General features: G+C 74.0%; 15 protein-coding genes. 2 read left to right on the forward strand and 13 right to left on the reverse strand.

The features are described from left to right. Positions 1-39: 39 nt before the first annotated feature. Together SJ20_RS00650 and hflX are read right to left on the reverse strand one after the other, a co-directional pair. A complete protein-coding gene (locus SJ20_RS00650) occupies positions 40-2,139 on the reverse strand; it encodes an ATP-dependent DNA helicase (protein ID WP_044658587.1) in 2,100 nt (699 codons plus the stop codon). Next, on the reverse strand, positions 2,136-3,776 hold the full coding sequence (hflX, locus tag SJ20_RS00655) for a GTPase HflX (RefSeq protein WP_044658588.1): 1,641 nt from the start codon (positions 3,774-3,776) through the stop codon (positions 2,136-2,138). Before hflX ends, SJ20_RS00650 begins: the two co-directional genes overlap by 4 nt. Positions 3,777-4,220: 444 nt before the next feature. On the opposite strand from hflX, the gene SJ20_RS00660 reads away from it, so the two are divergent. Next, complete coding sequence (locus SJ20_RS00660) at positions 4,221-5,384, forward strand: NAD(P)-binding domain-containing protein (protein WP_044658589.1); 1,164 nt, start codon at positions 4,221-4,223, stop codon at positions 5,382-5,384. Between the two features lie 25 nt (positions 5,385-5,409). Continuing rightward, the gene (locus SJ20_RS00665; RefSeq protein ID WP_020628156.1) at positions 5,410-6,045 is read left to right on the forward strand and encodes a class I SAM-dependent methyltransferase; all 636 of its coding nucleotides are present in this window, start codon (positions 5,410-5,412) and stop codon (positions 6,043-6,045) included. Positions 6,046-6,102: 57 nt separating this feature from the next. Here SJ20_RS00665 and dapF read toward each other — a convergent pair whose 3' ends face one another. From dapF to SJ20_RS00720, 11 genes are all read right to left on the reverse strand, one after another. Beyond that, the gene (dapF, locus tag SJ20_RS00670; protein ID WP_044658590.1) at positions 6,103-7,056 is read right to left on the reverse strand and encodes a diaminopimelate epimerase; all 954 of its coding nucleotides are present in this window, start codon (positions 7,054-7,056) and stop codon (positions 6,103-6,105) included. Between the two features lie 9 nt (positions 7,057-7,065). Further along, positions 7,066-8,004 (reverse strand): tRNA (adenosine(37)-N6)-dimethylallyltransferase MiaA, encoded by a 939-nt coding sequence (gene miaA / locus SJ20_RS00675; protein WP_044658595.1) that lies wholly within the window; start codon positions 8,002-8,004, stop codon positions 7,066-7,068. Beyond that, positions 8,004-9,551 carry a tRNA (N6-isopentenyl adenosine(37)-C2)-methylthiotransferase MiaB gene (gene miaB, locus SJ20_RS00680; RefSeq protein ID WP_020628159.1) on the reverse strand — a complete coding sequence of 516 codons (1,548 nt, stop codon included), beginning with the start codon at positions 9,549-9,551 and terminating at the stop codon, positions 8,004-8,006. The genes miaA and miaB overlap by 1 nt, the downstream gene beginning before the upstream one ends. 39 nt (positions 9,552-9,590) lie before the next feature. Then, on the reverse strand, positions 9,591-10,610 hold the full coding sequence (locus SJ20_RS00685) for a regulatory protein RecX (RefSeq protein ID WP_041104261.1): 1,020 nt from the start codon (positions 10,608-10,610) through the stop codon (positions 9,591-9,593). Beyond that, positions 10,607-11,671, reverse strand: a complete 1,065-nt coding sequence (recA, locus tag SJ20_RS00690; protein WP_041104259.1) for a recombinase RecA — start codon at positions 11,669-11,671, stop codon at positions 10,607-10,609. The genes SJ20_RS00685 and recA overlap by 4 nt, the downstream gene beginning before the upstream one ends. A gap of 210 nt (positions 11,672-11,881) precedes the next feature. Next, positions 11,882-12,100 carry a DUF3046 domain-containing protein gene (locus tag SJ20_RS00695; RefSeq protein ID WP_002856506.1) on the reverse strand — a complete coding sequence of 73 codons (219 nt, stop codon included), beginning with the start codon at positions 12,098-12,100 and terminating at the stop codon, positions 11,882-11,884. Between the two features lie 98 nt (positions 12,101-12,198). Beyond that, positions 12,199-12,600: a helix-turn-helix domain-containing protein gene (locus SJ20_RS00700; RefSeq protein ID WP_036315027.1), complete on the reverse strand. Its 402-nt coding sequence runs from the start codon at positions 12,598-12,600 to the stop codon at positions 12,199-12,201. Positions 12,601-12,708: 108 nt separating this feature from the next. Beyond that, positions 12,709-13,992 carry a hypothetical protein gene (locus SJ20_RS00705; protein ID WP_131661423.1) on the reverse strand — a complete coding sequence of 428 codons (1,284 nt, stop codon included), beginning with the start codon at positions 13,990-13,992 and terminating at the stop codon, positions 12,709-12,711. An 80-nt stretch (positions 13,993-14,072) separates the two neighbouring features. Continuing rightward, positions 14,073-14,594 carry a CinA family protein gene (locus SJ20_RS00710; protein ID WP_165577047.1) on the reverse strand — a complete coding sequence of 174 codons (522 nt, stop codon included), beginning with the start codon at positions 14,592-14,594 and terminating at the stop codon, positions 14,073-14,075. 10 nt (positions 14,595-14,604) lie between these two features. Continuing rightward, positions 14,605-15,219 carry a CDP-alcohol phosphatidyltransferase family protein gene (locus tag SJ20_RS00715; RefSeq protein ID WP_044658592.1) on the reverse strand — a complete coding sequence of 205 codons (615 nt, stop codon included), beginning with the start codon at positions 15,217-15,219 and terminating at the stop codon, positions 14,605-14,607. Further along, positions 15,216-17,136, reverse strand: a 1,921-nt coding sequence (locus SJ20_RS00720; protein WP_044658596.1) for a DNA translocase FtsK, incomplete at its 5' end; no start/stop codon positions are given. The genes SJ20_RS00720 and SJ20_RS00715, both read right to left, overlap by 4 nt.

Consider the following 17,136-nt stretch of genomic DNA (forward strand, 5'->3'; position numbering starts at 1 on the left):
TCCGACCGGGCCGGGCTGACGGCCCGAGGCCGAGCGAGCTCAATCGCCCGAGGCGAGCCGTGCCAGCACCCCACGGACGACGTCGCCGTCCGTGGTGCGCCAGAAGTCCGGCAGGGCGCTCGTGATGTAGCCGCCGTACCGCTCGGTGGCCAGGCGGGGGTCCAGCACGGCCACCACGCCGCGGTCCGTCACGGAGCGCACGAGGCGCCCGGCGCCCTGGGCCATGCGCACGGCCGCGTGCGTGGCGGAGATCCGCATGAACCCGTTGCCGCCGTGCCGGGCGACGTCCCGGGTGCGGGCCTGGGAGAGCGGGTCGTCCGGCCGCGGGAACGGGATGCGGTCGATCACCACCAGCCGCAGCGAGTTCCCCGGCACGTCCACGCCCTGCCACAGGCTCATGGTGCCGAACAGGGACGTGTCCGGCTCCTCGGCGAACTGGCGCACGAGGGCGGAGAGGGTCGCGTCCCCCTGGCACAGGATCGTGGTCTTCGGCCCGAGCCGACGGCGCATCTCGGCGGCGGCGTCCTCGGCCGCCCGGCGCGAGGAGAACAGGCCGAGGGCCCCGCCCCGCGACGCCCTCAGGAGCGCCTCGAGCTCATCCAGGGACTCCGGCGAGGCCGTCCTGCCGGGCCGGGGCAGGTGCCGGGCCACGTAGAGCACCCCCTGACGCGGGTAGTCGAAGGGGCTGCCGACGTCGAGGGCCTCGAACTTCGGGGCGTCCGGACCGGCCAGGCCCACGTCGCCGGCCACCGAGTCGAACCGGCGCTCCCCCGAGCCCACGGTGAGCGTGGCGGAGGTGAGCACCGTCGTCGCCTTGCCGAACAGGCCCTCCCGCAGCTTGCCGGCCACCGAGAGCGGGGCCACGTAGAGCTGGGGCGGGTCGGTCTCGTCCCCCGGCTGCCAGCCCACGCCGGGCTCGAAGTGGCCGGGGCGGGTGGCCCACAGCACCTCGGGGAAGTCGGCCTCGGGCCTGGCGGCGAGCATGCGCTCCACCACCTCGAGGACCTCGAGGATCCGCGAGCGCGCCATCTGCCGTCCGCCGTCGGCGTCGGCCTCCTTGTCCTTGTCCTGGCCGAGGTCGGACAGGCACTGGCGCGCGGCCGTGAGGACGCCGGTGAGGGCCTGCTCCTGCACCTCGTCCGGGCCGGCGGCGATCAGGCCGGACGGGGTGTCCGTGAACGCGCGGTCCAGGGCCGCCCCGGCTTCGATCAGGTCCTCCACGGCCACGGTGGTGTGACGGCGCAGCGAGGTGGCGGCGCCGTGCACGATCGACCCGGACAGCTGCCCGGTGACCGCACCGGTCACCCGGTCCTGCAGCTCGTGGGCCTCGTCCACGACGACGGCCGAGTACGCCGGCAGCACCGCGAGCCCCTCGAAGGCGCTGATGGCGAGCATCGCGTGGTTGGTGACCACGACGTCCGCGTCCGCCGCGTCCGCGCGGGCCCGCTCGGAGAAGCACTCCTCGGCCTGGGGGCAGCGGGACGCGCCGAGGCAGTCGACCGCGGAGACGGAGACCTGCCGCCACGCGCGGTCGGTGACGGGGACCTCGAGGTCGTCGCGGTCCCCGGTCTCGGTCTGGTCCGCCCACGCCCGCAGGTACATCACCTCCTTGCCCAACAGGGAGGAGGGCCCGGCGGCGCCGTCCGTGGCGGAGCCGATCACCCCGCCGTCGTCGGCGACCGTGAAGAGGGCCTCCTCGCCCTCGTCCCCGGGGTAGCCGCCGTCCACCTTGTGCCGGCACAGGTAGTTGGAGCGGCCCTTGACCAGGGCGACGACGGGCTCGCGAGGCAGCTCGTCCTTGAGCGCCTCGACCAGCCGAGGGGCGTCCCGCTTCATGATCTGGGCCTGCAGCGCGAGCGTGGCCGTGGCGACGACGACGGGGTCCTCCTGCGTCATCGCGTGCTGGATCGCGGGGATGAGGTAGGCGAGGGACTTGCCGGTGCCGGTGCCGGCCTGCACGAGCAGGTGGCGGCGCGACTCGAGGGCGCGCGCCACCTGCAGCACCATCTCCCGCTGGCCCGCGCGATGCTGGCCGCCGGTGGCCTGCACCGCGGCGTCCAGCAGGCGCAGCGCCTCGCGCTCGCGCTCCGTGCGGGGCTGCGCGCCGCCCGCCCCGACTTCCTCCGCCCCGCCGCTCACAACGCGTCCGCCTCCACGACGAACTCGGCGAAGTCCAACGCGATGTCCTCACGGACCAGCACGGACAGGCGGGTGCCGCCCTCCTCGTAGCCCTCGGCCAGGATCTCCGCGTCCGCCGAGTGGAGGCGGGAGACCAGCTCACCCCGGGTGAACGGGATCAGCAGTTCGAGCCGCACGTCAGGCCGCGGGATGGTGGCCGCGATGGCGCGCTCGAGCTCGTCGATGCCCTCGCCGGTGCGCGCGGAGACCACCACGGCGTGGGGCTCCTTGGACCGGATCCGGGCGACGACGGCCGGGTCCGCCGCGTCCGCCTTGTTCAGCACGATGATCTCGGGGATCCGGTGCGCGTCCACCTCCGCGAACACGGAGCGCACCGCGGCGATCTGGCCCTCGGGGTCCGGGTGCGAGCCGTCCACGACGTGCAGGATGACGTCCGCGTCCGCGACCTCCTCGAGGGTGGAGCGGAACGCCTCGACCAGCTGCGTGGGCAGGTTCCGCACGAAGCCGACCGTGTCCGAGAGGGTGTAGCCGATGCCGTCCGGCGTCATGGCCTTGCGCACGGTGGGGTCCAGGGTGGCGAACAGGGCGTTCTCCACGAGCACCCCGGCGTGGGTGAGGCGGTTGAGCAGGGACGACTTGCCGGCGTTGGTGTAGCCGGCGATCGCCACGGACGGCACCCGGTTGCGACGACGGTTGGCGCGCTTGGCCTCGCGTGCCGGCTTCATCCCGGCGATGTCCCGGCGCAGCTTCGCCATGCGGGTGCGGATGCGGCGGCGGTCCAGCTCGATCTTGGTCTCGCCGGGGCCGCGGGAGCCGATGCCCTCGCCGGCGGCGGCACGGCCGCCGGCCTGCCGGGACATGGAATCGCCCCAGCCGCGCAGGCGCGGCAGCAGGTACTCGAGCTGCGCGAGCTCGACCTGGGCGCGGCCCTCACGCGAGCTCGCGTGCTGGGCGAAGATGTCCAGGATCAGCGCGGTCCGGTCGATCACCTTCACCCGCACCACGTCCTCCAGCGCACGGCGCTGGGACGGGGCGAGCTCGGAGTCCACCACCACGGTGTCCGCGCCGGAGAGCGCCACGATCTCGGCGAGCTCCTGCGCCTTGCCCTTGCCGAGGAACGTGGCCGGGTCCGGGGTGGCACGGCGCTGGATGACGCCGTCGAGCACCTCCGAGCCCGCGGTCTCGGCGAGCGCGGCGAGCTCCCTCAGGGAGTTCTCCGCGTCCTCCGCGGAGCCCTCGGTCCAGACGCCCGCCAGCACCACGCGCTCCAGGCGCAGCTGGCGGTACTCGACCTCGGTCATGTCCTCGAGCTCGGTGGACAGGCCCTGCACGCGCTTGAGCGAGTGACGCGCGGCGAGCTCGTCCTGGTCGCCGTCGGCGTCCGTGTGGCCGTCCTCGCCCTCGTTCAGGGCGAGTGCGCGGCCCGCGAGCGCGCCGGAACGGTCCGGGGTGCCGGCGTCGGGGGCGCCCTCGTCGTCCGCGGCCACGCTGACCGCGGAGCCGCGCCCGGTCGCCTCGCGCTCGGAGGCACGGCGAGCGTCATCGGCGGCCAGGATGCGCTCGATCACGGCCTGGATCTCGTCCTCGGAGCCGTGGGTGCCCTGGGGGCCGGGGGTGTGCTGGTTCTTCTCAGTCATGGTCTCCTCTGGGCCGCCGCGGTCGGGTGGCCCGATGGTCTCAGGGTAAAGGGGTGCGCGGACGCGTTAGGCGGCTGTCCGCAGGGGGCGGACGTGACGGGTGACGCGCACGGCCGTGTGGGCAGGGGTCGGCGCCGCGCTGCGACGATCTCGCGGCGGCTCCGTTCGCGGGAGGAAGGCGAGCACGCGGCACCGCAGCCACGAAGTCTCGTCGGCGGGCGTGCAGGGGCGGACCACATCGTCCATGGTGGGATCTCCATCAGGTGCCGGGGCGCGCTCGACGGCCTCATCCGAGGCGGGCGCGCGAGGGGGCGGGGGCGGGCAGTGACGCGGGGGCGTCAGCGCAGGAAGATCCACATGGGCGTCGAGTGTACCGGGCGGCGCGTGTGGGCGACAGGGGCCCCGGCGCCCGGCCCGCCGTCGACGCACACGTATCCTGCGGGCATGACCGCGTCCCCCTCCCCCGCCCCGCCGCAGCCCGGCCGGGTGGGCCGGGCGACCGTCGTCGTGATCGGCGCGGGCCAGGCGGGGCTGTCCGCCGCCTACCACCTGCGCCGCCGCGGTTTCGTGGGGCTGGGTCCGAACGACGACGGCGCCGCCGGCGTCCCCGACGACGCCCCCGGCACGTTCGTGGTGCTCGACGCGGAGACCGCCCCGGGCGGCGCGTGGCAGCACCGCTGGGACTCGCTCATGATGGCCACCGTCAACCACATCCACGAGCTGCCCGGCGACCCGGTGCCGCCGGCCGACCCGGCCGCGCACGCCAACACCCTGCTGCCGGCCTACTTCGCCGATTACGAGGCACGGTTCGCCCTGCCGATCCGGCGGCCCGTGCGTGTGAGGCGCGTCGAGCGGATCGGCGAGCCGGGACGTGCGCGCGGGTTCTTCGTCCGCACGGACGGGGCGCCGGGCACGTGGCGGGCGGACTTCGTGGTCAACGCGACCGGCACCTGGACGTCCCCACGGTGGCCCTCGGTGCCCGGGATGCGCTCGTTCCGCGGCCGGCAGCTGCACACCCGTGACTACGTGTCCAAGGACGAGTTCGCCGGGCAGCGGGTGGTGATCGTGGGCATGGGCGTCTCGGCGACGCAGCTGCTGGCCGAGATCTCCACGGTCGCGGACACCCTGTGGGTGACCCGCCGCGAACCGCGGTGGCAGGACTCGGCCGCACCCGGCGCCCTGGCCGAGTCGGTGCGCGGGGTGGACGAACGGACCCGTGCGGGCCTGCCGCCGGGCTCCGTGGTCGGGGCGACCGGGATGCACCGCTCGTCCTGGGTACGCGAGGCCGAGACGCGAGGCGTGCTGGTGCGCCACCCCATGTTCACGGCCGTCGAGCCGGACGGGGTGCGGATGCCCGACGGCTCGTTCGAACCGGCGGACGTGATCCTCTGGGCCACCGGCTTCCGGCCGGCGATCCGGCACCTCGCTCCGCTGCGGCTGCGCACGCCCGCCGGCGGCATCCGCGTGGCGGGCGGGCGCGCCCTGGACGAGCCGCGCCTGTTCCTGCTCGGCTACGGGCCCTCCCAGTCCACGGTCGGGGCCAACCGCGCCGGGCGCGACGCAGTGCGCGCGATCCTCGCGGACCTGGCCGGGCCGGCATCGGGCTGAGGGCCGCCACGACCCGCTGGCTACCATGGTCGCCGTGAGCTCCGCATCCCACTACTTCGACGCCGACCCCTCCGCGCCCGAGCGGCGGCGCACCGTGCGGACACGCCTGGCCGGCCGCGACGTCGAGGTCCAGACGGCCAACGGGATCTTCTCCCCGGACGGTCTGGACAAGGGCACCGCGGCCCTGTTCTCGGCCGTGCCCGCGCCGCCGGCGAGGGGCCGGTTCCTCGACGTCGGCGCGGGCTGGGGACCGATCGCCCTCACGCTGGCGCTGCGGTCGCCCGAGGCGGAGGTGACCGCCGTCGAGGTCAACGACCGCTCCCTGCAGCTGACCCGCGACAACGCCGCGGCGCTGGGTCTCGACAATCTCGTGGCACTGCGGCCGGAGGACGTCCCCGAGGGCGCGGAGTTCGACCTCATCTGGTCCAACCCGCCCATCCGGATCGGCAAGCCGGCGCTGCACGCCCTGCTGGAGCGGTGGCTGCCGCGCCTGGCCCCCGGCGGCGAGGCCTGGCTGGTGGTGCAGAAGAACCTCGGCGCGGACTCGCTGCTGCCGTGGATCGGCCGGATGCTCGAGGAGCGCGCGCCCAGCCGGTTCACCGCGGAGCGGGCGGACAGCGTCAAGGGCTTCCGGATCCTGCGGGTGGCGCGGGCGCGCTGAGGCGCCGTTTCCCGAACGACAGCGGTCCGTGGCCCGCTGTTTCCCGAACGAAAGCGGTCAGGCGGTGAGTTCGCCGTCGAAGACCAGCTCGGCCGGGCCGGAGAGGACCACGTGCTCGGTCCCCTCCGGACCCGGCACGACGTCGACGGCCAGCACGCCGCCGGGCACCTCGACGAGCCACGAGTCGGTGCCCTGGTCGCCCGACCACGCGCGCATCGCCACGGCCACCGCGCACGCACCCGTCCCGCAGGACTGGGTCTCGCCCACCCCGCGCTCGTGCACGCGCATCCGCACGCGGCCGACGCCCTCGCGCACGAGCGGCTCGTGCGCGGCCACGAACTCGACGTTCGTGCCGTGCGGCGGGGCGGGGTCCACCTCGGGGGCGCGGCCCAGGTCCAGGCCCTGCAGGTCGGCGAAGGAGGCCAGCGGGACCACGGTGTGGGGGTTGCCCATCGAGACGCTCAGCGCCGGACGCGGATCGGTGAGGCCGTGGGCGAGGACCATCGAGTCCGACGCCGCCTCCTCCGCCAGCTCGGGGTTGAGGTACGACCAGGGGCCCATGTCGATCGCGTAGCCGTGCTCGAGCCGGGTCACGGCCTTCACGCCGGCGCGCGTGCCGATGGTGATCGCCCGGCCGGGGGCCAGGTCCACGAGGCCCTTCTCGACCAGGAAGTGCACGAAGACGCGCACCCCGTTGCCGCACATCTCGGCGATCGAGCCGTCGCCGTTGCGGTAGTCCATGAACCACTCGGCCTCGGGGTGCTCGGCGAGCAGCGCCTCACCCTCCGGCAGGCGTGCCGAGCGCACGGCGCGGATGACGCCGTCGGCGCCGATCCCCCGGTGCCGGTCAGCCAGCCGTGCGACGCGCTGGGCGTCGAGCTGCGTGTTGCCGTCCGGGTCGGCGATCAGCACGAAGTCGTTGCCCGTGCCATGGCCCTTCGTGAACGGCACGCGCGGCGCGCTCGCGTGGAGGGGGTCCTGGGCGGCGGGCGCCGCGGGCTGCTCGGTCATGGGCCCAGTCTAGGTGGCGTCCCCGGCGACGACGGCGAGCGCCTCCGCCACGACGTCCTCGTCCTGCGCGTCGAGCCAGACGACGCGCGGGTCGGCCCGGAACCAGGTCTCCTGGCGGCGGGCGAACCGGCGCGTGGCCACGACGGTCTGGTCGGCCGCCTCCGCCTCGGTGAGCTCGCCGTCGAGGACGGCGAGCATCTGGGCGTAGCCGATCGCGCGGGACGCGGTCGGTCCCTGCCGCAGCCCGTCCGGCCCGGGGACGTCGAGGCGGCGGACCTCGTCCAGCAGCCCCTCGGCCAGCATGCGCTCCACCCGGGCCGCGATCCGCTGGTGCAGCTCGGCCCGGTCCAGGCGCAGGCCGAGCTGCACCACGGGGGCGACCTCCGGGGCGTACGTGCGCTCCGGCATGAACGCGGAGAACGGACGGCCCGTCAGCCGGCACACCTCCAGCGCGCGCACGATGCGGCGGGCGTCCTGCAGCCGCTCCGCCGAGACCGGGTCCAGGGAGGCCAGCTCGGCCCTCAGCCCGGCCAGGCCCTCCCGCTGCGCGCGCGCCTCCAGCTCGGCCCGCAGCGCCGGGTCCGTGGGCGGGAACTCGAGCACGTCCAGCGCCGCCCGCACGTACAGCCCGGAGCCGCCCACGAGGATCGGGGTCCGACCCCGCGCGCGGATCTGGTCGAACAGGTCGCGGGCCGCGGACTGGAAGGCCGCCACCGAGGCCTCCTGGCCGACGTCGAGCACGTCCAGCAGATGGTGCGGGACGCCCTCGCGTTCAGCCGGGGTGACCTTCGCCGTGCCCACGTCCATCCCCCGGTAGAACTGCAGGGCGTCCCCGTTGACCACCTCGCCGTCCAGCGCGTGCGCCAGGGCGACGGCGAGGGCGGACTTGCCCGTCGCCGTCGCCCCGACGACGGCGACGACGGGCGGCCGGGCCGCGGCGGCGGACATCAGGACCGCGGGCGCAGGGTCGGCATGCCGAGGCTCGTGGCCCCGGAGCCGCCCGCCGTGCCGGGGGCGGGCGCGCCGCACGACTCGGCCTGGGCGCGGTCCCACGCGTCGCCGGCCCGGGAGCGGCGCAGGACGTAGTCCTGGGCGGTCGGGTCGGCGACGGCGAAGAACGGGTGGGCCTCGGTGACCGTCACGGTGACGAAGTCGCCGGGGCGGGGGGTCTCGGCGCCGGCGGGCACGGAGAAGTGCACGAGGCGGTTGTCGGGTGCGCGCCCGGACAGGCGGCCGCGCTCGGCGGCCTTGGAGCCGGAGTCGGCGGTGACGAGCAGCTCCTGGCGGGTGCCGACGAGCGTGGCCATCTCCTCGGCCGAGATCCGGTCCTGCAGCGCCACGAGGCGCTCGAAGCGCTCCTGGACGACGGCCTTGGGCACCTGGTGGTCCATCTCCCCGGCGGGGGTCCCCGGGCGGATGGAGTACTGGAAGGTGAACGCGGAGGAGAAGCGGGAGGCCTCGACCACCCGCATCGTCTCGGCGAAGTCCTCCTCGGTCTCCCCGGGGAAGCCGACGATGATGTCCGTGGTGATGGCGGCGTGCGGGATGCGCTCGCGCACCTTCTCCAGAATCCGCAGGAACTTCGCGGACCGGTAGGAGCGGCGCATGTCCTTGAGCACCTTGTCCGAGCCCGACTGCAGGGGCATGTGCAGCTGCGGCATGACGTTGGGGGTCTCGGCCATCGCGTCGATGACGTCGTCCGTGAACGCGGCCGGGTGGGGGCTGGTGAAGCGGACGCGTTCGAGGCCCTCGATCTCCCCGCACGCGCGCAGCAGCTTGGCGAACGCGCCGCGGTCGCCGAACTCGACGCCGTAGGTGTTCACGTTCTGGCCCAGCAGCGTGACCTCGACGGCGCCGGCGTCGACGAGCGCCTGCACCTCGGCGAGGATCTCCCCGGGGCGGCGGTCCTTCTCCTTGCCGCGCAGCGACGGGACGATGCAGAACGTGCACGTGTTGTTGCAGCCCACAGAGATGGACACCCAGCCGGAGTGCGTGGAGTCCCGCTTGGTGGGCAGGGTGGAGGGGAACACCTCGAGCGACTCGAGGATCTCGATCTCGGCCTCGGCGTTGTGGCGCGAGCGCTCCAGCAGCACGGGCAGGGAGCCGATGTTGTGGGTGCCGAAGACGACGTCCACCCACGGGGCCCTGCGCTGGATGGCGGCCTGGTCCTTCTGGGCGAGGCACCCGCCGACGGCGATCTGCATGCCCGGGTGCGCGTCCTTCACCGCGCGCAGGTTGCCGAGGTTGCCGTACAGGCGGTTGTCCGCGTTCTCGCGGACCGCGCACGTGTTGAAGACCACGAGGTCGGCCTGGGCGTCCTCGGCGACCGGGGCGTAGCCGGTGGACTCGAGCAGGCCGGAGATGCGCTCGGAGTCGTGCACGTTCATCTGGCAGCCGAAGGTGCGGACCTCATAGGTCAGACCCTCGTGCGGGCGCGCGGCGGCGCCGTCCTGCGCGAGCGGGGTGGTGCGGGGGGTGGGGTCCGTCAGAGTCACCGCACCATTCTAGGAACTCCGGGCGCGGCCCGGATCCGCTCACTCCTCGTGCTCGGCGAGGACCTCCTTCACGACGGCGAACGCGAGGCCGCCGCCGTAGCCCTTGCGTCCCAGCATGCCGACGAGGCGGCGGGTCACCTTGTCCCGCTCAGCCCGGGCCTCCGGCGAGGCACCGCCGGGGACGGTGCGGCCCCGCAGCCGTCGGCGCACGAGGTCGAGGGCGGCGGCCCGTTCGTCCTCGCCGTCGATGGCCTCCAGCGCCTCGGCGGCGATCTCCCGGTCCACGCCCTTCTGCTGGAGCTCGTGCCCGAGGGCACGGCGCGCCAGGCCCTTGCTTCGGTGACGGCTGCGGACCCAGACCTCGGCGAAGGCGGCGTCATCCACGAGGCGCACCTCCTCGAAGCGGTCGAGGACGCGCTCGATCAGCTCGGGCTCGGCCTGGCGCTCGGCGAGCTTGCGTTCGAGCTGGCCGCGGGAGCGGGGGCCCAGGGCGAGCTGGCGCAGGACGACCTCGCGTGCGGCCTCCTCGCGCTCACGCGGTGCGGTGGGCAGGGGCGCCGGGCCGGGGCGACGTCGGGGGCGGTCGGTCTCGACGGCGGGGCGGGGATCCACGGCCGGGCGGCCCTCGTCGCGCGGGCGGCCACGCCGCGAGGGCGTGGTGGTGGCCCGCTTCCGGCCCCGGCGCTCGGTGTCCTCCCGGGTGTCCTCGCGCCCGGACCAGGGCAACGTCCGGGGCCCGGCGCCGGGCGCGGGGCTGGGCAGGTCGCTCGCGCGAGTCAGCAGGGCCCCGAGATCCGGTGCCACGCCGGGGGCGGGATCCGGGACGTCCCCCGCGGGGGTCCCGGCATCGTGCGCGGGCACGGCGTTCCGCGCGGCCTCCGTGGCGTCCGCGTCGGACGACGTCGGCTCCGGTGCGCCGGCCAGATCGAGCCACATCCGGCCCACGTCCGAGTCCCGGGCGTCGTCGAACGCGGACGCACCGGGAGCGGAGCCGCTCCGGCCGGTCGTCTCCGACCGGTGGGCGGCCCCGCCTCCGACGTTCCGGCGCGATCGGGTCATCCGGCCGCGGTGTCCCCCGGAACCGCGGTCAGGGCCGGGGCCTCGTCGTCCTCGGCCTCCGGGGCCACGCCGATGCCGAGCTTCGTGAGGATGCGCTCCTCGATCTCGTTGGCGAGGTCCGGGTTGTCCTTGAGGAAGCGACGGGCGTTCTCCTTGCCCTGCCCGAGCTGGTCCCCGTCATAGGTGAACCACGCGCCGGACTTCTTGACGATGCCCTCCTCGACACCCATGTCGATCAGGCCGCCCTCGCGGGAGATGCCGACCCCGTAGAGGATGTCGAACTCGGCCTGCTTGAAGGGCGGGGCCATCTTGTTCTTGACGATCTTCACGCGGGTGCGGTTGCCGACGGGGTTGCCGGCCTCCTTGAGGGTCTCGATGCGGCGGACGTCGATGCGCACGGACGCATAGAACTTGAGCGCCTTGCCGCCCGTGGTGGTCTCCGGGGAGCCGAAGAACACGCCGATCTTCTCGCGCAGCTGGTTGATGAAGATGGCCGTGGTCTTGGTCTGGTGCAGGCGGCCGGTCACCTTGCGCAGCGCCTGGGACATGAGGCGGGCCTGCAGGCCGACGTGGGAGTCGCCCATCTCGCCCTCGATCTCGGCGCGCGGGGTCAGCGCGGCCACGGAGTCGATGACGACGATGTCCAGGGTGCCCGAGGAGACGAGCATGTCCATGATCTCCAGGGCCTGCTCGCCGGTGTCCGGCTGGCTGACCAGCAGGGCGTCCGTGTCCACCCCGAGCTGGCGGGCGTAGACCGGGTCCAGGGCGTGCTCCGCGTCGATGAAGGCCGCGATGCCGCCGTTGCGCTGCGCGTTGGCCACCGCGTGCAGGGCCAGGGTGGTCTTGCCCGAGGACTCCGGGCCGTAGATCTCCACCACGCGGCCGCGCGGCAGGCCGCCGATGCCCAGGGCCACGTCCATGGCCACCGAGCCCGTGGGGATGACCTCGACGGGTGCCTGGGTCTGGTCCCCCAGCCGCATGACGGAACCCTTGCCGAACTGCTTGTCGATCTGGGCGAGAGCGGCCTCGAGGGCCTTCTCGCGATCCGTCACCTTGCTCATCCTTCACCCCTAGCTCTGGTGGTGCTGCCGCGGACGCTGGAGCGCCCGCCTCGGTCATGTCCGTGAATCTACGGGGGGCGGCGGACACGATAAGCGTGGCCGGCCCCGCCTGTGCACGAGATCACCCCGTCGCACTGCTGTGCAGGACTCTACCGCATTCTTCGAACACGTGTTCGAACAGGGGCAGTGCCCCGCCAGCGCGTCGCGGCGTCAGCGTTTCGGCGGCACGTCCCGACCGAGACGCCGCTCCTGCGGGATCTCATGCAGGTCGCAGACCGCCAGCCAGACCCGCCGCGGGTCCACGCCGGCGGCGAGCGCCGCCGTCGCGGTGGTGTCCAGGCCGGGCAGGTGCAGGGAGTCGGCCACGAGGCCGGCCCGGGCGGGGCCGAACTCCTCGTCCATCAGCCGGCGGAACTCGCTCTCGCGCACGGGCGGTCCTCTCTGTGGTCGGTCGCGGGGTCAGGGACGGGGACGCAGACGGCGCGGGCGCCCCGAGACGGGGCGCCCGCGCCGTGGGTGTGGCGGGGTCAGCGGCCGGCCAGCGAGCCCAGGCTGGGGTCCGTGAGGTCGTCCGGCAGGGTGTCCGGGACGACCATGCCCTCCTGCTCCACGAGCCGGTCCGAGACCTCCCGCAGCAGGTAGGACAGCGGGATGTCCAGCGCCTGGCAGATCGAGGCCAGCAGCTCGGAGGAGGCCTCCTTCTGGCCGCGCTCCACCTCCGACAGGTAGCCGAGCGAGACACGGGCGTCGTGCGAGACCTCGCGCAGGGTGCGGCCCTGGAGCTGCCGGACGTCGCGCAGGACGTCGCCGATCTCGTGGCGGAGGAGGGGCATGCTGCGCTCCTTGATGTCGGGGGCGGCCGCGCGGGGACGGGGCTGGTCATCGACCCAGCGCGTGATTCCGTGGGAATGGACGGGATGTCGCATCATGTCTATCGCCTGCTCCTGGACTTTTCCTGAAGGGCGCCGGGCCGCGGGCCTGATCCCGCCGGGGCACTCTTCTTGACTCGTTACATTCAACGTCGGGCGGGGTCGCGTTCATTCCCGAGACATGGTCTCCTCCGCCGTCGGGCCCTCGGCGGCCCCGTCGCCCTCGTGCCGCTCCGAGCGCCGATGTCGTTCCCGCAGGGAGTACGTGGCGTTCCGGATGCGGTCGGAGTCGTCCAGGCTCGAGCCGACGGCCCCGGCCATCGTGCCCATCGACGCCGCGAGCCACACGAGCCGCACGTAGTCGCGCACGCCGCCGGGCTGGTCGAGCTCCTCCTCCAGATACTCCACGGGGATGATCATGAGCGCGACCAGCAGCAGCGTGACGAAGAGCAGGACGTAGACCACGGTGCAGGCCAGACCGACGGTGAGCACGGTGGAGAGGTTGTCCAGCCGCGAGCTGTGCCGGTGGGTCGCACCGTGCGTCCACAGGCCGTTCGTGGTGACCAGCCACGCCACCAGCAGCACCACGGACAGCACGCTGACCGCCGCGAGCCGCACCGGGGACATCACGCTGGAGAGCACCCAGATGGAGCCGAAGAACACGCCGTAGGCACCGGCCGCGCTGGCCGAGGCGATCGTGAACGTCATGTCCCGCGGCATGAGCAGCGGCCGGTTGGCCATCACCATCCCGGCCAGCAGACGCAGCGTGCCCGCCCAGCCCTTCACGTACACCGTGGACGTGCGCCGGGACCCGCCGCCCATCCGGGTGGTCGTGGTCACGTCCGCGTCGACGTCGACCAGCGGGGCGATGCCCCGCAGCGCGTCAGTGTCGGGCTCGGGGGGCTCGTCCGCCGGGGACGGGCCGCCGTCCTCCTCCACCTCGCCGGACTCGTCCGAGGACTGCACGTCCAGCTCCCCGTCCGGCGGGTCCACGTGCGGGGCGGTGTCGATGTGCTCGACGATCCGCAGCACCGTCTCCCGCAGCCGGCGGGCCGGAGTGATGACCCCCAGCGCCGGGACGCACACGACACCGACCCGCAGCTGCGGCACGACGTCCGCCACCACGCCGCGCCGGTCGTCGAACCGGGGCAGGTCGACGACGGCGACCACCGTGTCCCATCCCTGCCCGTCCGCGAGTGAGCGGACCGGCTCCTCCAGGACCATGCCCCCGGTCGCACCGACCGGCAGCGACTCCTGCCGGGTCTCGACCCGCCAGCCGCCGGTCTGCCGCAGGCGTTCGTCGAGCCGGTCCTCGACGTCCCCGGCGATGCGGCGCACGAGCGCCCACGGGGTGCCCGGGTCGGCCACGAGGCCGATGACGCGGGGGGTCGGGGCGTCGTCGCCGTCCTGCGGCGCATGCTCGGGCGGGGTGGGAGGCGATGCGGTCTCCATCGCGCCGAACCTACGCGGCGGGGCGGGCCGGCACCAGGAACGGGGCGCCGAGGCGGGTCGGTCGGCGCCTCCGTGCCGCCTCAGTGGCCGCGGCCGGCGAGCAGGCGCGTCAGGGCCTGCAGCGCCGCGGCGACGGTGGCCTCCCGGATCGCAGCCCGGCCGCCGTCGAGCCGGAGGAGGATTGCGGTGGCTGCGCCGTCGCGCTCGCCGCCGAGCACGTCCAACGCGTTCGCGTCCGCGTCGGGCACGGCCAGGCCGAGCCACACGGTGCCCACCGGCCGGCCCTGGTGGGGCTCGGGCCCGGCGACGCCCGTGGTGGCCACGCCGACGTCGGCGCCCAGGGCCGCGCGGGCGCCGAGGGCCATCCGTCGGGCCACGTCCGCGTCCACCGCCCCGACCCGCGTGAGCAGGTCCTCGGGCACACCCAGCAGGCCGGTCTTCACGGCGTTCTGGTAGGCCACCACGCCACCGTGCAGCACGGCCGACGCCCCGGGGACGTCGGCCAGGCGCGCGGCCAGCAGGCCGGCGGTGAGGGACTCCCCCGTCGCCACCGTGCGGCCCGCGTGCGCGAGCGCGTGCACCACGTCCTGGGCGCCTGCCATGGTCATCGCCTCAGGCCCCCCGCTGGGCGGCGAGGGCGTCCCGCCGCAGGACCCACGCGTCCTTGACGTACTCCAGACCGGTCAGCACCGTCAGCACGGTGGCGGCCCCGATGACCACCCAGCCGGCCCACGGCCACCAGCCGCCCACGACCGGGGCCAAGGGCAGGAGCAGCAGGCCGATGCCCACGGTCTGCAGCACGGTCTTGAGCTTGCCGCCGCGGCCGGCCGGCATCACGCCGTAGCGGATCACCACGAAGCGCATCAGGGTGATGCCCCATTCGCGCACCAGGATCACGATGGTCACCCACCACCACAGCTCCCCCAGCAGGGAGAACAGCACGAGGGCCGTGCCCGTGAGCAGCTTGTCCGCGATGGGGTCCGCGATCTTGCCGAAGTCGGTGATCAACCCGCGGGCGCGGGCGATGTCCCCGTCGAGCTTGTCGGTGTACATGGCCGCCGCGAACAGCGCCAGCGCGAGCCACCGGGCGACGAGCGAGTCGCCGCCCCACGGCCCGCCGACCCACAGCGCCCAGGCGAAGAAGGGCACCATCAGGATGCGCACCGAGGTCAGGATGTTCGGCAGGTTCCAGGCGGACACGCGCTGCGCCCCGCCAGCCGCGCTCATCTGCCCGTCAGCTGCCACGCGTCCTCCGATCCCTCATCATCGTCCTCGTCGTTCCAGTCCACGGCGGCCGGGCGCGAGTCCAGGTCCTCCTGCACCAGGTCGCGCGGACCGGCCGACGCCGAGGCGTCGCCGTCGCCGGAGGTGGCCGAGGGCGGGGTGTCTCCGGAGATGGTGGCGAGCACGTCCGCGAGGTCGTCGGGCTTGACCAGCACGTCGCGGGCCTTGGAGCCCTCGGAGGGGCCCACGACGCCGCGGGACTCCATGAGGTCCATGAGGCGGCCGGCCTTCGCGAAGCCCACCCGCAGCTTACGCTGCAGCATGGACGTGGAGCCGAACTGCGTGGTGACCACGAGTTCGACGGCCTGCAGGAGCAGGTCCAGGTCGTCGCCGATGTCCTCGTCGATGACCTTCTCGGTCTTCTCGGGGATCACGTCCGCGCGGTACTGGACCTGCATCTGCGACTTCACGTGCTCCACGACGGCGTGGATCTCGGACTCGTTGACCCACGCCCCCTGCACGCGCATGGGCTTGGACTTGCCCATCGGCAGGAACAGGGCGTCGCCCTGGCCGAGCAGCTTCTCCGCGCCGGGCTGGTCCAGGACCACGCGGGAGTCCGTGACCGACGACGTCGCGAACGCCATGCGGGAGGGCACGTTGGCCTTGATCAGGCCCGTGACCACGTCCACGGACGGCCGCTGCGTGGCGAGAACAAGGTGGATGCCGGCCGCACGGGCCAGCTGGGTGATGCGCACGATCGCGTCCTCGACGTCGCGCGGGGCGACCATCATCAGGTCCGCGAGCTCATCCACGATGACCAACAGGTACGGGTATGGGCGCAGCACGCGCTTGGAGTCCGGCGGCAGCTTCACCTGGCCGGCCCGGACGGCCTTGTTGAAGTCGTCCACGTGCTTGTAGCCGAACGCCGCGAGGTCGTCGTAGCGGGTGTCCATCTCCTTGACGACCCACTGCAGCGCCTCGGCCGCCTTCTTCGGGCTCGTGATGATCGGGGTGACCAGGTGGGGCACTCCCTCGTACGCGGTGAGCTCGACGCGCTTGGGGTCCACCATCACCATGCGCACCTCGTCCGGGGTGGAGCGCATGAGGATCGAGGTGATCATCGAGTTCACGAACGAGGACTTGCCGGCGCCGGTGGCGCCCGCCACGAGCATGTGGGGCATCTTCGCCAGGTTGGCCACCACGTAGCCGCCCTCCACGTCCTTGCCGACGCCCATCACCATCGGGTGGTCGGTGCGCTGGGCGGCCTGCGAGCGCAGGACGTCGCCGAGGGCCACGACCTCCTTGTCCGTGTTGGGGATCTCGATGCCGATCGCGCGCTTGCCCGGGATGGGGCTGAGGATCCGGACGTCCGAGGAGGCCACCGCGTACGCGATGTTCTTCTCCAGCGCCGTCACCTTCTCCACCTTGGTGCCGGGGGCGACCTCGACCTCGTAGCGCGTCACCGTCGGCCCGCGGGAGAACCCGGTGACCTGGGCGTCCACCTTGAACTCGGTGAACGTGGTGGTCAGCGCGGCGACGACCCGGTCGTTGGCCTCGGAGCGCTCCTTCGGCTGGGGCCCGGCCGGGAGCAGGGCCGACTGCGGCAGCGTGTAGGACACGTCCCCGCCCAGCTCGGACTGGGTGCCGCGGGCCGGCTCGGCGGTCACCGGCGGCACCGGCGCGGGGGTGCTGGCGGGCACGGCGGAGGACGACGACGGCACGGCGGCCCCGGAGCCCTGACCTGGGGCGTCGTCCAGGGCGAACGGGGTGTCCTCCCCCGCGTCCTCCTCCGGGGCTGCGGCGGCCGGGGCGGCGGCCTCGCGCTGGGCGCGGGCGTGTTCGCGGACCTGCTCGAGGGCACGGTCCGCGGCCGTGGGTCGGCGCACTCCGGCGGGCGGCTGCGGCTCCGCGGCCCCGTCC

It is taken from the genome of Micrococcus sp. MS-ASIII-49 (assembly GCF_000946635.1).
Classification (GTDB): Bacteria; Actinomycetota; Actinomycetes; order Actinomycetales; family Micrococcaceae; genus Micrococcus; species Micrococcus luteus.

Bases quoted from the DNA above. Each gene is read 5' to 3' on its own strand.
- hflX (WP_044658588.1), bottom strand. From the start codon at position 3,776: ATGACTGAGAAGAACCAGCACACCCCCGGCCCCCAGGGCACCCACGGC.
- SJ20_RS00660 (WP_044658589.1), top strand. From the start codon at position 4,221: ATGACCGCGTCCCCCTCCCCCGCCCCGCCGCAGCCCGGCCGGGTGGGC.
- SJ20_RS00665 (WP_020628156.1), top strand. From the start codon at position 5,410: ATGGTCGCCGTGAGCTCCGCATCCCACTACTTCGACGCCGACCCCTCC.
- dapF (WP_044658590.1), bottom strand. From the start codon at position 7,056: ATGACCGAGCAGCCCGCGGCGCCCGCCGCCCAGGACCCCCTCCACGCG.
- miaA (WP_044658595.1), bottom strand. From the start codon at position 8,004: ATGTCCGCCGCCGCGGCCCGGCCGCCCGTCGTCGCCGTCGTCGGGGCG.
- SJ20_RS00685 (WP_041104261.1), bottom strand. From the start codon at position 10,610: ATGACCCGATCGCGCCGGAACGTCGGAGGCGGGGCCGCCCACCGGTCG.
- recA (WP_041104259.1), bottom strand. From the start codon at position 11,671: ATGAGCAAGGTGACGGATCGCGAGAAGGCCCTCGAGGCCGCTCTCGCC.
- SJ20_RS00700 (WP_036315027.1), bottom strand. From the start codon at position 12,600: ATGATGCGACATCCCGTCCATTCCCACGGAATCACGCGCTGGGTCGAT.
- SJ20_RS00705 (WP_131661423.1), bottom strand. From the start codon at position 13,992: ATGGAGACCGCATCGCCTCCCACCCCGCCCGAGCATGCGCCGCAGGAC.
- SJ20_RS00710 (WP_165577047.1), bottom strand. From the start codon at position 14,594: ATGGCAGGCGCCCAGGACGTGGTGCACGCGCTCGCGCACGCGGGCCGC.
- SJ20_RS00715 (WP_044658592.1), bottom strand. From the start codon at position 15,219: ATGAGCGCGGCTGGCGGGGCGCAGCGCGTGTCCGCCTGGAACCTGCCG.